Raw genomic sequence first — 14,486 nt, 5'->3', positions numbered from 1 at the left:
CGCGTGCAGGCGGCGGAACCCAGCCGGCCACTGGTGGGAATGGCGACCCGCCACCAGGCCGGACGGTTCCGCCGCCTGTCTCTTTCCGGTCAGCGGCCCTACCTGACAGCCGAGCGCCACAGACGGCCTCGTCCCCGCTGTCTCGTCGAAAAGGAACTCCTGATGCCTGCCGCTAACGAATCCGACACGGGCCTGTCCCCGGTCAAGCTCTCCCGACTGTCCAAGCGCGGTGTCCTGCTTGGCCTCTCTGTAGCGCAGCTGATCGCTCTGGCCATCGGCGTGGCTTCTTTCATTGCCGGGATGATGAGCGGGGGCACGTGGATGCTCTACTCCGCAGCCCTCTGGGCACCAGCAGTGCTCATCGGGTTCGTGCCCCTCGGTGGACGCCCGATCGTGGAATGGCTGCCGGTAGCACTGCACTGGACGTGGCGGACAATGCTCGGACAGACCCGCTACCGGGCACGCATCACCCGGCCCAGACCGGCAGGCACCCTCGCGCTGCCCGGTGATGCCGCCGCGCTGCGCCAGTACGCCGACCCGGTAACTAAAGCGGTCATGGTGCACGACCCCCACGCCCAGACCCTGACCGCGCTGCTGGAAGTCCACCACTCCTCGTTCGTGCTCCTTGACCCCGGTGAGCAGGAACGCCGCGTCCAGGTCTGGGGGCGGGCACTGGCGACCGGGTGCCGTTCCGGACGCATCGCCCGTCTCCAGATCCTCGAACGCGCTATCCCCGACTCCGGATCCGGGCTAGCCAAGTGGTGGGCCGAACAGGGCAACGACGACGGCTCCTGGGTCTCCGAGACCTACAAGCAGCTCATCGACCGGGCAGGCCCCGCCGGTGAACGCCACATCTCCACCATCTCGGTCAGCCTGGACATGAAGGCCGCTGCCCGGCAGATCCGTGCAGCCGGCCGGGGCCTGAAAGGTGCCGCCGAGGTGCTGCGGCAAGAGATGCGCACCCTGGTGACCGCGCTGCGTGCCGCGGACCTCGAACCCTCCGACTGGTACGGGCCCGGCCAGCTGTCGATCATGCTGCGCAGCGCCTACGACCCGGAAGTCTCTGTCGCGCTAGAGCGGGCCGGCGGGCTCGGACAGGACCTCGCGACCGCCGGCCCGGTGGCCGTCGAAGAATTCTGGGACCGGCTGCGCACCGACTCCGGCTGGCATGCCGTGCTCTGGATCTCCGAGTGGCCCCGCAGCCTCACCTTCCCCGGCTTCCTCTCACCAGTCCTCCTCGCCGGCGGAGTCCGGCGCGCCTTCACACTGCTGTGCGACCCGATGCGCGCCGACCAGGCAGCCCGCGACGTACGCAAGCGCAAGACCGAGCACATCTCCGACCGCACCCAACGCCAGCGCATCGGGCAGATCGAAGACGCCACCCAGTCTGCAGAGCTCGCCGACGTCCTCCAGCAGGAGGCCGACCTCGTCTCCGGACACGGGGCGCTGCGCTACACGGGCCTGATCGCGATTACCGCACCCACCTCCGATGAGCTCGACACCGCTGTCTCGACGATCGAACAAGCCGCGGTACAGGCATCATGCGAGACCCGCCGCCTGGTTGGACAGCAAGCCAGTGCCTTCGCTGCCGCCGCCCTGCCGCTGTGCCGGGGCCTGTGACCGACACCATCACACGCCGAAAGGAGATCCAGGATGGCACCGGAAGAACCCCGCCGACTCCACACCAGCGTCCTGCCCGGGACAGGGAAGACCCCTCGTAAGGCACGCAAAGCACGGGCGAAAGCCGCCGCACAACGCCGCAAGAACGACGCCGCCGAACGCAAGGCCGCCCGTGACGCACAAGCCCGCCTCGAACGCGAAGAAGCCCGCAACACCCACTACCTACCCCGATCCGGCGAACCCGGCCCGGCCGCGCTACGCACCCCGATGCGATTCCGTGCCCGGCCCCATCAAGACACCTCCGCGGCCCTGCGCGGGGCGTACCCCTTCTTGGCCGAAGGCGGGATCGGCACCAACGGAGTCCTCATCGGACAGGACATGTACTCCGGGGGAAGTTTTGTCTTCGATGCCTTCGAGCTCTACCGGCAAGGCGTGATCACCGCACCCAACATGACCATTGCAGGCATCGTCGGGGCTGGCAAGAGCGCACTGATCAAGTCGCTCTACACCCGTTCCGTCGCGTTCGGACGCAAGGTCTACCTGCCCTGTGACCCCAAGGGCGAGCACAGCGCCATCGCCGAAGCCATCGGAGGCAAAGCGATTCAACTCGCCCATGGCTCAGGCGCCCGCCTCAATCCACTCGACGAAGGCCACCGGCCCGCGGGCACGCCCGATGAGACCTGGAGGCAGATGCTCTCGGCCCGCCGCCGTGACCTGCTCGGCGCGCTTGCCGCCGTCGTCCTCGAACGGCACCTGACCGCCCTGGAACACACCGCGATCGATCTCGCCCTCCAAGAGACCGTCCGTGATGCCGATGTGCCGATCCTGCCGATGGTCGTCGACCGGATCCTCGACCCGCGTCCCGATCGGGACGGGGACATCACCGCCGAGGACGGGCGGGAAGTCGGCCATGCCCTGCGCCGCCTCGTCTCCGGAGATCTGTCGGGCTTGTTCGACGGTCCCTCCACAGTGCGGTTCGATCCGTCGCTGCCGATGATGAGCCTGGACATGTCCCAGGTCGTCGAGAACGCTTCCCTGGTCTCGGTATTGATGACCTGCGCCAGCGCGTGGATGGAAGCCTCTCTGCTCGATCCGTCCGCCGGCAAGCGCCTCGTCGTCTATGACGAGGCCTGGCGTGTGATCAGCGAACCTGCGCTGCTGCGTCGCATGGACAGCCAATGGCGCATGTCCCGGCACCTGGGCATCAGCAACGTGTTGATCTTCCACAAGATCAGCGACTTGGAGACCGTTGGCGACCAAGGCACCGCTATGCGAGCATTGGCGAACTCCCTGCTGGCCAACGCCGAGATCCGCGTGATCTACCGGCAAGCCTCCGACCAGCTCTCCAGCGCAGCGACAGCTCTCGGCCTGACCGGCACCGAGCAGAGCCTGCTCCCGGGCCTGGGCATCGGACAAGGGCTGTGGCGCATCAAGGACCATGCCTACCTGGTCCAGCACCAGCTGCACCCGGACGAGCTGGAGATGTTCGACACCCGCAGCCGCCTCATGTAAAACGTCTAGAAGTTCGCGTGAATATTGACGGTTTTGGCGGGAACTTCAAGGTTCATGACGCCTACAGGCTACGTCGGGGTGGATGTTCCGGGAACATCATCTCGCACCCTGGCGAGGTCGGGGTGTTCGAGCGTGTCGAGATAGCGATTCGTGCTCTCGATGCCCAGTCCGAACAGGTCGCTGATGCGGCGGGCGTCGCCGCCGGTGGCGTGGACCTCGGCGAGGATGCGGTCTTCGCGGAGCTTCTGCGGGCGGATACCGCCCTGCTGCCAGGGATAGGTCCGGTTGGCGGCCATGAGCCGGGGCGCGGAGCGCTGGTTGATGATCAGGTGCGGGTTCTGCGTGTTCGGCCATTTCGTCTGCCGGTAGTCGAGCCATCGAGCCAGGCGCTCGCGCACCGGGTCGGCGAGGGGGATGCTGCGCCCGTCGAGGGTGAGGCGTCCGTCGGCGATGTCGGTGAGCAGCAACTCGGAGACCTGTTTCGCGGTGAGCGCGTGGAAGGCGACGAGCGCGACGGCCAGCGCGATCACGGGCTGCGGCGAGTTCAGTTTCTCGCGCACCAGCGCGGTGTCCAATGGCATCGGCACGTTCGAGTTCTGCCGGGTGCCTTTCATGCCGCGCGTCGGGTTGGCGAAGATGAGCTTGCGGGCTTTGAGGGTCTTGAACAGCGACCGCAGGCCTTGCTCGGCGAGGACGCGCTGGGAGCCGTTCTCGGGAAGCGCGGCGCGCACTTGCGCAGCGGTGATCTCGGCCAGGGACTGGTGCCCGGCCTCGGCCCATGCGGTGACGGCGGGCACGACGGATCGGATACGGATGCGGATCGTCAGCGGGTCGCGGGCGCGTTGCCTCGGCGCGATCGTAGCTCCGTCGAGCAGGATCGTCATCCAGACCTCGAGTTGCTCGCGCATCGTCGGCGGCAAGCCCGCGGCCTTCTTGGTGAAGTAAGCCTCGATGGGGCGGGGCCGGTCTTCGATGAGCAGACCCGCAGCTTCGAGCACGTCGATGGTCGAGACGATGTTGCCGTCATAGCGGGGCAGCTGGAGCACGTCGGAGGCGCGGATCTTCGCGGTCGGGGAATCGCGGAGGGTCTGGAGCAGGCGCAGCGAGCGGATCACGTCGTTGCGTTGCCGTTTGGACCATCCGAACCGTTCGGCGTGCTCGCCCACGATCGCGGCGCAGTATCGGGTCAACTCGCTGTTCTCGATGAGGGCCTTCTGGCGCACCATCTCGGGGTCGGGTGGCACGTCGACGAGGACGGGCTGAACCCACTCGGCCAGGGCCAGCTTCTTCGGCGGCGGGCCGGGGCGACCCCATCCGCCGGGTGTCTTCCAGCCGTTCGCGGGCTTGAGACGACGAGTCTTGCGGCGCTGGAAGTGCATGTTGGCGAAGAAGAGCTGCTGACCATACCTGTTCGCCCCGTCGAGGTCGAGTGCACGGCCGGGCTCTTGCAGCATCCGTGCTTGTTCGAGGCAAAGGCGACAGGCACCCTGGTCGCCGACCGTGGTCTGACGGCCGCAGTAGTCGCACACGCCTTGCGGGTAGTGCTGCCGCCACCAACGGCACGTCCAGCACAGGAAGTTGTGTTGCGGGAACACGCCCCATGCGAGGCAGTCTTTGCAAGGGCCGATCCGCTCGGGACTGCGCGGATGGCACCGCTCGCACAGGCCCTGGCTGAAGTAGTCCGTCGTCGTTCCGCACCGAGAGCACGGCGGCGGAGTGAACGGGCCTCCGGGCAGGCAGTCGTAACAGAAGTCCACGCGGGGCTTGCTCCACGCGACCCTGTTGCGCTGGCAACTGTTGCACAGCGGCGGCACCCGCAGCGGCGCGTCATCGCCTGCCGCCGGGCTCATACCGGAGGCTCGGAACGAGGTTTCCCGAACCGGGGCGCGACCCTGGGCGGGGTGTCGTTCTGCCCGTTGATCGTCTCGACGTTCTGCGGCCTCCGGGCGGCGACCTTCTCCGGCTCGGGCACCATCAGATCAGATGGGCTGCACTCCAGCACCACGCAGATCACGTCGAGTTCTTCCAGCCGGATCGTTGGCGGGGTTCCGGCCCACCACGACGACATCTTCCCGGCGCTGATCTCCAAGCCTTCTGCGGCGAGGCGGCGGCGCATCTCGGCGGACTTCCAGATGCCGCGCTCGGCGGCTCTCATCCTCAGATTCCACTGCACGGTCTCATCACCCTTCTTCCGCGAAACGGGCCTCGACCCGCTGATTGGCGCTGCGCCAAGCCAGCTCGACGTGCTCGCTGCGCACATGGATATAGCCCGACGTCGTCGACAGCCACTGATGACCCAGCAACTCCTGGATCGCTTTCAAGTCCATCCCCGACCCATACAACGAGGAGGCACAGTAATGCCGCAGCACATGAGGCGTCAGCCGGCCCGACCACGCCGGCAGGAACCGATCGGTCTGGACCGACAATCCCCGCCGCAACGAAAAGTCGCTCACGCGCCCGCACCGGCCCAGGTCTTCATCGAACCGTTCGGACGGGAGCATCGGCGCGTCCGGGTTGTCCCAGTCCTCGCCGAACTGGTGACGCACCTCGGCCAGCCACCAGTCGATGAGCTGATCGGCACCGTTGATCGCCAGGACCAGGCGGGCCTTGAAGCCGCGCCCGCGCGAGCCCTTCCCGAACCGCACATGCAGCTTCCCGAACCCACCCAGGTCAGGGCGCCAGTCGCGGATGTCGAGCATCACCGTCTCGGTGATCCGCAGCCCGAGCCTGCGCCACAGCGACGCGGCGAAGTAGTCTCGCGCGGCGGGCAGGTACTTCCGCGCCTCGGGGATCGAACCCCGCCACGAGGCGAACAGTCCGTCGACCTCGGCGTCAGACGGCGGCACCCGCACCTTGCCCAGCGACGCACCCGACTGCCGGTTGAACTCGTCAATCGGCTGGTCGACCACGACGCCGGTCATCCGGTGAATCTGGCCCTGATAGCGAGCAACGATGAACTCGTAGAACAGGGCCAGCGCGCCCGCCTTGCCCGCCCGAGTGCTCACAGCATGGCCCATGCGCCGCTGCTCGGCCAAGAACCTGTCCGCGTCAGCGAACGACGCCTCCCACAGCGGCCCGGTCAACGTCCGGGCAAACTCGATGATCGTCGCTCTCGTGGATCGGATATGCCCATCGCTCAGCCCAGCGGCAGCCATCGCGATCGCGTACTCGTCGACGATCTCCTGCTCGAAGTCCTCGACATCCTGAGCCGTCCGCAGCACCTCATCGTCACCCGAGCCACCACGCAACGCAACGAGCTTCATGAGCTCGCACGTTCATCCTGGCCGACCATGCGTCAATCATACCGACGAACCGTCACCCACAGTGACGCTTCGTCATCGCGAGTCGGACGCGCGCAGAACCTGCAACAGCAAGGGAACGCGGCTCAATCCGGGCCGAGACGGAGAGCGGAACTTCAATGCATGGAGATTCAAATACCCAGGTCAGAGGCCATTACCTGTCTTCACCCTAGTGGACCGCTAGGAACTCGAGGGCGACATTTCTGGGTACGGGGTTCCGATCCTTCTGCGGTCAGGTCGGCACGGGTGACCGTGCTTAATATGCACTCTCTAGAACAGGGCCGGGAAGGAGGAAGCGGCGTCTTTGGGTGAGTCGATCCGTTCGACCTGAGCGCTGAGCTCGTCGGACGCGGCGAGGACGTCCGCGATCAACTGCGAGTCGCCCGGGACTCCCGGGTGGAGCCAGTGGCCCTGGAGCTCGCGGGGCACGATCAACGGCATCCGCGGGTGAGTGCGGGCGGCGACACCGATAGCCTCGCGGGTCACGATCGAATAGGTGAGCAGATCGGATCCGTCCGGTTGCCTCGCAGTGGTGGTGATCGCCGCCAGAGCGAAGGCTTGACCGCCGAGCCCGAAGGAATGGCCTTTCTCCACGTACCAGGTCGCCGGCGCCAGTCCACGCTGAGCCAGCCCTGGGCGCCACGTGGAGGTGAGAGCCTCAGCACGAGAGTTGAACGCCGCGAACTTCGCCGGCTGGTTCCCGAGGTGGAGCCACCACCAGGCGAACTCGAGAACTCGATGGTCGCCGTAGTCGACGATGAGCGGGTTGAGATTGCGCTCGTGCCGACCGGTGATTTTTGCAGTGTGGTTCTGTACGCGCATCCACTCGGTCAAGCGCTGGGCGGGCACCTGCTCGTCCAGTGGCGGCAGGTCGAATGCTGGCTCCTCACCCTCATCGGGGTAGGGGCCTCCTCCAAGACCGTAGCTGGCGCACACGACCCAGAATAGTCCCACAGCTGCAGCCAGAGCCAGGGCCTGGACAACAGGCGCAGAGAGCCCATCGACAGCGGCGTCCACGCTGAGGCCCAAACTCCGCGCAAGGGCTCTCGGCGTTTCCCCGGTCGGGTCAGTCAAAGGGGCACGCGAGGCTCACCCAAGTCACCGTGCCGTGATGTCATCAGGTGTTGCCGCGTATTCAGGGGCGATGGGGTGCGTACCTGGTGGGCATGACCACGCATGAAGAGAACGCAGAGGCGCGAGTCCGTTTTGACCCGGTCGTGCCCGGCTGGATGGTCGCGACCGTCGAAGGGGTGCGACTGGCATCAGCTCCAGTACGGGAGACGGAGATCGACCTGGCGGCACGAGAACTTACCCGCATTCTCGGCATAGCGCTGAGCGTCGATATCTACGACGGTGCCGGGCATGCCACGCGCATGGTCGTCGGCCCGCCGACGGAGCAGGAGCGGCCAGGGTGCGGCTGATGTCGTGGCCGGTGCGTCGTCATCACGGTTGGGACGCGGGCGGGGGCGCGTACCTGGGTGGATGTGAAACGACGTGAGAGCTTCCGCAGATCAGACCAGACCCCGCCGGTCGAGACCACCGACCGTAACAGAGGTCGACGTGCCAAGCAGCAGACCCGTGACGTCGCGCCGGTGCCACCTGTATTACCGGTGGTCGTCGCTGAAGCGCGCGGTGAAGATCTCGTGCTCACCGTCGGCGATGACAAGGACGACATCCAGACTGTGCCACGAGGCGAGGTCGGCGCGGCCCTGGCCAGGATCGTCAGCGAGCTGGGTGTCCCAACCCGGGTCGAGGTCCACGAAGCCGACGGCCGGGTCCTGGTCGACATCCTCGATCCACCGCACGAACCCGAACCCGAGCACACGAAGGCGGACGCGCTGACCGAGGGTGAAGCCGCTGAGATCGCGGGGCTTGTGGATGTCAGCGGCGATGGGTTCAGACCCGGTGAGGCTGTCGCCGTTGCGGTGATCCTGCGGCACATCTCGGCCGACAGCGAAGGGGTGGCACGCACACTCGTCGACCCAGCGCTGGTGCCCGGTGCCGGCGGCGCAGAAGTCGTGATGATCGGTCGCATCTCGGACGCGGTGGCGGTGCGGCCACTCACCTGACCTTCACGCTGCGGCACCGGGCCGCGGCGCAGGAAGGGTCATCGTGCAGAACCGTCCACCCAACGACCAGTTCGTCAGCCTCGTCCTCGTCGGGCTTGCAGGGCTCGCGGCCCTGGCGTTGCTGCTGCGGTATGCAGGCAACCTCGCCGCATTCCTCACCGGCCACCCAGCTCCATCGGCCACTGCCGCCTCCGGGCTCGGCGTGCTCGCCGATCCCATGGACCCCGGAGCGGCGATCGGTGCGGCCGGGCTCAACCCGGTCGTCTACTGGCTGATCATCATCCTGATCCTCGCCGGCCTGGGAATCGGTGTCTTCTTCATCTGGCAGCTCGTCCAGAGAGGGAAGGACAATGCCAGGTTCCAGAACCTCATGGGCACGGCGACAGCGAGTGAGGTGGCCCAGGTCGCTTCCCGGAAGGCGCTGCTGTCTCGGGCGAGCACTCTGCGTCCTTCCGTCGCCGGGCGGAAGCCTGACCCGCGTGAGGTTGGCTACCTGCTGGGCACCGCGAAGGGCAAGGAGGTCTGGGCGACGGTCGAGGACTCCATGCTGCTCGTAGGCCCGCCGAGATCAGGGAAGGGACTCAATGTCGTCATCAACGCGATCCTTGATGCTCCCGGTCCGGTCGTGACCACCAGCACCCGGCCTGACAACCTGACCGTGACGTTGCGGGCGAGGGAACGCAAAGGGCCGGTGGCGGTCTTCGACCCGCAGTCGCTGGCCAAAGGCCTGCCCGCCGGCATGCGTTGGTCGATCGTGCGTGGCTGCGCCGACCCGCTGACCGCGATGATCCGTTCCAAGGGCCTGGCGACCGCAACCGGGTTCGGTGGTGTCAGCGATGCCGGCTTCTGGGAAGGCAAGACCACCGCCGCGATCCAGACGATGCTCCACGCCGCCGCTTTGGATGGGCGGGACTCGAAGTCGGTCTACCAGTGGTCGCTGAGCCCGGCAGCGGCCGCCGACGCGGTGCAGATCCTGTCCACGCATCCCGATGCCGCTGAGGGCTGGGCGGAATCACTGGAGGCGATGCTCCAGTCCGATCCGCGCACCCGGGATTCGATCTGGCAGGGGGTGAGCCTGGCCTTCGGGGCCCTGGCTGACCCGCGGGTCCTCGACGCGGTCTCGCCCGGTCCCGACGAGGTCTTCGATCCCGAACAGTTCCTCCGCGACAACGGCACCTTGTACCTTCTGGCCACCGGCGCTGGAGCGGGCGCGTCGGCCTCGCTCGTCTCGGCATTCATCGAAGACCTCGTCGAGACAGCTCGGAAGATCGCCGCACGCTCGCCCGGGGCGCGCATGGACCCCGCACTGCTGTTGGCGTTGGATGAGATCGGGAACCTCGCCCCGCTTCCCGCACTCCCGGTGCTGATGGCCGAAGGCGGCGGCACAGGCATCACCTGTCTGCCGGTGCTCCAGTCTCTGGCCCAAGCACGGGAGAAGTGGGGTGAGAACAACGCCAACGCACTCTGGGACGCCTCGATCGTGAAGATCCTCCTCGGCGGCGGCAGCAACTCCAAAGACCTCCAGGACCTCTCCTCGCTCATCGGAGAACGCGATGAGACCACTGACTCGGTGACCACGGACGCCTACGGGACACACTCCAATCAGCGCAGCGTGCGCCGGGTTCCGATCATGCCGCCGGAGCTGTTGCGCACGATGCCATTCGGCACCGGAGTGGTCATGCTGCGCACCGCCCGGCCCATCATCACGACGCTGCGGCCATGGACATCCCGCGCCGACGCTAGCGCGTTGAAAACCGACCGGAGCAAGGTCGAGGAGCTCTTACACGCCGGGCACGCCTGAGCGCAGCGGCCGGGATGCGGCCCGTACCTGCCCAGTAGCCCGGTGAACAGTCCGGGACGGATCGGAAAGGACGGCCCACCATGGACATCCCCACGAAGCCCTCACTCTCGGGGTTCATCAAGAGCACCCCGCGGCTGACCCGCACCAACAACGGCAACCCCCGTTTCTTCGCCTGGACCGGTGTGCCGCGCTCGGAGTACCTCGGCGACGGCACCTATCGCGAGCTTGAGCCGGTCGATGTGCCCCTGGTGATGTTCGGCGCCTCCGCCGAGCGGGCGCACGAGCAGTTCCGCAAGGGTGACAACTTCATCGCCGAGGGCAAAGCCGACACCTGGACACGCCAGGTCGACGGGCAGCAGATCGAGGAACAGCAGTTCGTGGCCTCCCGTATCGGCCACGACAACAACATCACCACCTACAGCGTCGAGCGGCGGGCTCCCGAACAGCAGGTCGAACGTGACACCGCCGCCCGTGACGCCGTCGGGGCTCAGGTCGACGGCGCGGAGGCCACACGGGCAACGTCCGCGCCCACCGCAACAGCAGCAGCCGCACCGGTGCCAGCCACCGGCAATGTCACAGCCGAACCCCCTGCGGCAGGTGCCCCCGGCGATGCTCGTGAGCCGACCGGCGTCCAGGCACAAGTCGCCGAGGTGCTCGCCCAGCGCGAAGCACAGGTCGCCGCCGAGCCCGAAGCCATGCCGGGTCCGGCTCAGCCGGCCCGCGAGTCGGTCAGCAGGTAACCGCACCCGAGACCGTGTGGCGGTCAGCGCCCCCGCCCTCCTTGCGCTGACCGCCGCGCTTCTTCTTCTGACGCATCGAGATAGGAGCCCGTCATGACGTCCTCGAACGATCCCGAGAAGGCGGTCAACCTCGACAGCCTGCCCCCGGAAGTCCTGCAGCAAGTGCGACGGATAGTGCAGGCCGAATACGCCAAGGATCTGCGTAAACAGCTTGGCGCCGTCCCCAGAGCGATCAACTGGCGCACCCTCACGCCGGAAGATCTCGAGCACGAACTCCTCGAACTCAACGCCTGGGTCGACTGGCTCCGCCACGAATACGGCTTGCCCGCCCAGGTCATCCCACCCATGTGGCACCGCCACGCAGAGCTCCGATGGGAGCTTTCCGCGCTACGCCAGCACTGGTTGACCTGCTACGACCAGCAGGCCAAGGGCAACATGGGTGTGGTCTGGCACGGCGAGTTCGCCCTCGCCCGGGAACGCCTGCGCGACTGGGTCTCCATCTCCGGGACTCGCCTCGACCGGGATCGAGCAACACGCATCACCGAATGGCCTGGCGGTGAGGCCGAGGACTTCAGCGCCCCCGACACAACAGAACGGCCGGTCACAGATAGGAACGAGGACTTCGTCGCGTTCGTCACCGAGTCCGTGCGTGCCCGCCAGGCTGAACAGGACGCCGCGATGCAAGAGATCCTCGAGGACGAGCGGGAGGAGTGATGCCCGCACGACGCCAGAGCGCCAGCAGTTCTGGACGGCGCCTCTACGCGGAGCCGGCACTGCGCCCCACCCCGGACATGGAGCGGCTGATGGACCTGGTGCTCCACCTCGCCGAGACCGAGCACCGCAATGCCTGTCGTGCACGACCCGAGACAGCAACCGAGGCGCCAAGTACGCCGGTCGAGAACGACACCGCAGAAGGACTCGCCGGCGGCGCCGAACCCAAGGAACACTAGAGTAACCCCGCTGCGATCCTCACGCGGATCGTTCAATCCTGCGGGGGTGGGAGGAATGAGAACAATGACGATCACCGCACTCACCCCACGGGCTCTCCCAGGCGGCAAGCTGGTCACCGCGGTCACTTACCAGCGAGTCTCCACCCGTGAACAGGCCGCCAAGGGTGGGCAACGAGAAGGCTTCTCCATACCCGCCCAGCGCACGGCCAACCAACGCAAAGCCGCCGACCTCGGCGCGGAAATCGTCGCCGAGTTCAGCGACCCCGGCTACTCCGCCCGAACGATGAACCGGCCCGACCTGCAGCGCATGCTCCGCTATATCAAGACCCATCAGGTCACCTACTGCATCGTCCACAAGGTCGACCGGCTCGCCCGCGACCGCCTGGTGGATCTCCAGATCCACAGCGCGTTGATCGAAGCCGGAGTCGCGCTGGTCTCAGTCACAGAGAGCATCGATGAGACTCCCTCGGGCACCCTCGTTCACGGCGTCATGTCCTCCATCGCCGAGTTCTACTCAAAGAACCTCGCCGCCGAAGTCACCAAGGGAATGACCCAGAAAATCGCCTCAGGCGGCACCCCCGGTAGGGCACCCATCGGTTACCTCAACGTACGCAAGCAAGACGAGCAGGGCCGCGAATACCGCACAGTCGAGGTCGACCCCGAACGCGCACCACTGATCCGGTGGGCTTTCGGCGCCTATGCCGCCGGCGACACCTCCGTCGAGCGGGTCGTCGCTGACGTCACCGCTCGCGGACTGACCACGGTCCCCACTCCGCAGCGGCCATCGAAGCCAGTCACCACGTCAGGATTCTTCAAGCTACTGCGCAACCCCTACTACATCGGCCAGATCCGGTACAACGGCGCCGTGCACGAAGGCAGCCACGAAGCGATCGTCGATGTCGAGACCTGGCAGCGGGTCCAACGGCTCCTGGACTCACGCGCGAGAGACGAGGTGCGGTTCCGAAAGCACGAGCACCACCTCAAAGGTCTGCTCTACTGTGCGACCTGCAAGTCCAGGCTGCAGTTGACCCTGGCCCGCAACAAGCAGGGCAATCGGTATGCGTACTACGTGTGCTCAGGCAAGACCAGCAAGCGAACGAACTGCACCCGCAAAGCCGTGCCGGTTGGGATCGCCGAGGAACTCGTCGCTGCCTGCTACAAACGCATCGGGATCGACGAAGCCACCTACAACGCCCTCGCGCAACAAGTCGACACCGCCTTCGATGAGCGCCTGGCCTCACGCTCGCAGGAACTCGCCGAGCTGGTGAGCAACCGGAAGCGGCTCGAGGCCGAACGCGAGAAGCTCATCAACGCCCACTTCGCCGACGCCATCGACCTCGAGACCCTCAAACGACACCAAGATCGCATCCGCGCCGGACTGGCCGACATCGACAGGAAACTTGAGAACGACCACGAAGAACAGGCCGGCCAACGCCAGCACCTCGGCAGCGCTCTCAAAGCACTGACCTACTGCGCCAGCATGTACGAGCGCTCCGACGACCAGGCCCGACGCCTGGCGAACCAGACGTTCTTCGAACGCATCTACATCGGCGAGGACGAGGAACCCCATGCAAAACTCGCCAAGCCATTCGCCTCACTCGCCCCGGCAAGCTCTTCGCTTGTCGGGTGTTCGAGTAAGACGACTACGGTGGAGGCTAGGGGACTCGAACCCCTGACATCCAGCTTGCAAAGCTGGCGCTCTACCAACTGAGCTAAGCCCCCGTAATGGGTATTCAATTCTGTACTGAGTCGGTGGCCTGGTTCCAGACCTGCCGCGTCTCCTCAGACTTCTTCCACTCGCGGTACACCACGAATCCGGCCACCGCGGCTGCTGCGAGGATCAGTCGCTTCATGGTTTCTCCCGTGAGAGGTAATCGGAGGCGTTCGCGGCATCTCACTGCCGCTCACGCCCGGCACTCCGCTCGAGTGGTCAAAGCCGAAAGCGAGCCTTCGCTTTGACCACTCTCACTACGTGCTGTGGGCGTACGTGGACTTGAACCACGGACCTTCACATTATCAGTGTGACGCTCTAACCGCCTGAGCTATACGCCCGAAACCTCTTCGTAGAATCGCCCCGGACAGCGACCACTACACATTACACCAGCACTCCCGCGCCCAACAAATCAGTCGTCGGTCAGGGTCAGGCCGATGCCGCCGACCAGGGATGCCGAGAGGTTGTAGAGCACTGCGGCGAGCATGGACAGCACGGTTAGCAGCACCACATTGACCACGGCGATGATGGTGGCGAAGGAGGCGATCTGCCCCACAGTGACCATCTCCTCGAGCCGGAAGGAACCGCCGGGACCATCGGCCCCCAGCACCTGCTGGGCCAGATCGTTGACGCGGTCGAAGATGCCGGTCAGATCCATCATGGACCACAGGGTCACCGCGCAGACCACCAGCATGATGCCCAGGGCCACAGAGAGCAGGAAGCTCATCTTCAGCACGGACCATGGATCCACCTTTGAGATCAGCAGCCGGGCTTTGCGGACCTT

15 protein-coding genes, 2 tRNA genes and 1 pseudogene are annotated in these 14,486 nt (G+C 66.2%); 9 read left to right on the top strand and 9 right to left on the bottom strand.

What is annotated here, in order from left to right; translation table 11 throughout:
* Positions 1–162: 162 nt before the first annotated feature.
* Together GNZ21_RS01605 and GNZ21_RS01600 are read left to right on the top strand one after the other, a co-directional pair.
* Positions 163–1,620, top strand: a complete 1,458-nt coding sequence (locus GNZ21_RS01605; RefSeq protein ID WP_157320752.1) for an SCO6880 family protein — start codon at positions 163–165, stop codon at positions 1,618–1,620.
* A gap of 33 nt (positions 1,621–1,653) precedes the next feature.
* On the top strand, positions 1,654–3,132 hold the full coding sequence (locus GNZ21_RS01600) for an ATP-binding protein (protein ID WP_157320751.1): 1,479 nt from the start codon (positions 1,654–1,656) through the stop codon (positions 3,130–3,132).
* Between the two features lie 68 nt (positions 3,133–3,200).
* Here the strand turns inward: GNZ21_RS01600 and GNZ21_RS01595 are convergent, their stop codons facing one another.
* The 4 genes from GNZ21_RS01595 to GNZ21_RS01580 all read right to left on the bottom strand — a co-directional run bounded on the left by GNZ21_RS01595 (position 3,201) and on the right by GNZ21_RS01580 (position 7,448).
* On the bottom strand, positions 3,201–4,982 hold the full coding sequence (locus tag GNZ21_RS01595; protein ID WP_229659405.1) for a site-specific integrase: 1,782 nt from the start codon (positions 4,980–4,982) through the stop codon (positions 3,201–3,203).
* Positions 4,979–5,287: a helix-turn-helix domain-containing protein gene (locus tag GNZ21_RS01590; RefSeq protein WP_157320750.1), complete on the bottom strand. Its 309-nt coding sequence runs from the start codon at positions 5,285–5,287 to the stop codon at positions 4,979–4,981. The genes GNZ21_RS01595 and GNZ21_RS01590 overlap by 4 nt, the downstream gene beginning before the upstream one ends.
* A 25-nt stretch (positions 5,288–5,312) precedes the next feature.
* On the bottom strand, positions 5,313–6,395 hold the full coding sequence (locus GNZ21_RS01585; RefSeq protein WP_157320749.1) for a tyrosine-type recombinase/integrase: 1,083 nt from the start codon (positions 6,393–6,395) through the stop codon (positions 5,313–5,315).
* 306 nt (positions 6,396–6,701) lie between these two features.
* Positions 6,702–7,448: an SOS response-associated peptidase family protein gene (locus GNZ21_RS01580; protein WP_157320748.1), complete on the bottom strand. Its 747-nt coding sequence runs from the start codon at positions 7,446–7,448 to the stop codon at positions 6,702–6,704.
* Between the two features lie 149 nt (positions 7,449–7,597).
* Between GNZ21_RS01580 and GNZ21_RS01575 the strand changes: the two genes are divergently transcribed.
* The 7 genes and pseudogenes from GNZ21_RS01575 to GNZ21_RS15785 form a co-directional block, all read left to right on the top strand.
* Entirely contained in the window at positions 7,598–7,852 is a 255-nt protein-coding gene (locus GNZ21_RS01575) for a hypothetical protein (RefSeq protein ID WP_157320747.1), read from the top strand.
* A 63-nt stretch (positions 7,853–7,915) separates the two neighbouring features.
* Entirely contained in the window at positions 7,916–8,500 is a 585-nt protein-coding gene (locus GNZ21_RS01570; RefSeq protein ID WP_157320746.1) for a hypothetical protein, read from the top strand.
* 43 nt (positions 8,501–8,543) lie between these two features.
* The gene (locus GNZ21_RS01565; protein ID WP_229659406.1) at positions 8,544–10,301 is read left to right on the top strand and encodes a type IV secretory system conjugative DNA transfer family protein; all 1,758 of its coding nucleotides are present in this window, start codon (positions 8,544–8,546) and stop codon (positions 10,299–10,301) included.
* An 80-nt stretch (positions 10,302–10,381) separates the two neighbouring features.
* Positions 10,382–11,041, top strand: a complete 660-nt coding sequence (locus GNZ21_RS01560) for a single-stranded DNA-binding protein (protein WP_157320745.1) — start codon at positions 10,382–10,384, stop codon at positions 11,039–11,041.
* A 93-nt stretch (positions 11,042–11,134) separates the two neighbouring features.
* A complete protein-coding gene (locus tag GNZ21_RS01555; RefSeq protein ID WP_157320744.1) occupies positions 11,135–11,755 on the top strand; it encodes a hypothetical protein in 621 nt (206 codons plus the stop codon).
* Positions 11,755–11,991 carry a hypothetical protein gene (locus GNZ21_RS01550; protein WP_157320742.1) on the top strand — a complete coding sequence of 79 codons (237 nt, stop codon included), beginning with the start codon at positions 11,755–11,757 and terminating at the stop codon, positions 11,989–11,991. Before GNZ21_RS01555 ends, GNZ21_RS01550 begins: the two co-directional genes overlap by 1 nt.
* Positions 11,885–13,129 (top strand): annotated as a pseudogene (locus GNZ21_RS15785) (recombinase family protein); the annotation flags it as partial. The gene GNZ21_RS01550 and the pseudogene GNZ21_RS15785, both read left to right, overlap by 107 nt.
* Before the next feature lie 99 nt (positions 13,130–13,228).
* Here the strand turns inward: GNZ21_RS15785 and GNZ21_RS15780 are convergent.
* From GNZ21_RS15780 to GNZ21_RS01530, 5 genes are all read right to left on the bottom strand, one after another.
* Complete coding sequence (locus GNZ21_RS15780; protein WP_229659407.1) at positions 13,229–13,561, bottom strand: hypothetical protein; 333 nt, start codon at positions 13,559–13,561, stop codon at positions 13,229–13,231.
* A gap of 79 nt (positions 13,562–13,640) precedes the next feature.
* Positions 13,641–13,713: transfer RNA gene (locus GNZ21_RS01540), tRNA-Ala, on the bottom strand.
* Positions 13,714–13,724: 11 nt separating this feature from the next.
* A complete protein-coding gene (locus GNZ21_RS15775; RefSeq protein WP_229659408.1) occupies positions 13,725–13,844 on the bottom strand; it encodes a DLW-39 family protein in 120 nt (39 codons plus the stop codon).
* A 125-nt stretch (positions 13,845–13,969) separates the two neighbouring features.
* Positions 13,970–14,043 (bottom strand) — tRNA-Ile (locus GNZ21_RS01535).
* 71 nt (positions 14,044–14,114) lie between these two features.
* The coding region (locus GNZ21_RS01530) for a DUF3566 domain-containing protein (protein WP_198345941.1) at positions 14,115–14,486 on the bottom strand (372 nt) is incomplete at its 5' end.

Origin of the sequence: Nesterenkonia alkaliphila (assembly GCF_009758175.1) — a bacterium.
Lineage (GTDB): Bacteria > Actinomycetota > Actinomycetes > Actinomycetales > Micrococcaceae > Nesterenkonia > Nesterenkonia alkaliphila.
Note: the sequence above shows the minus strand (reverse complement) of the source record. Positions and strands in the feature narration are given on the sequence as shown.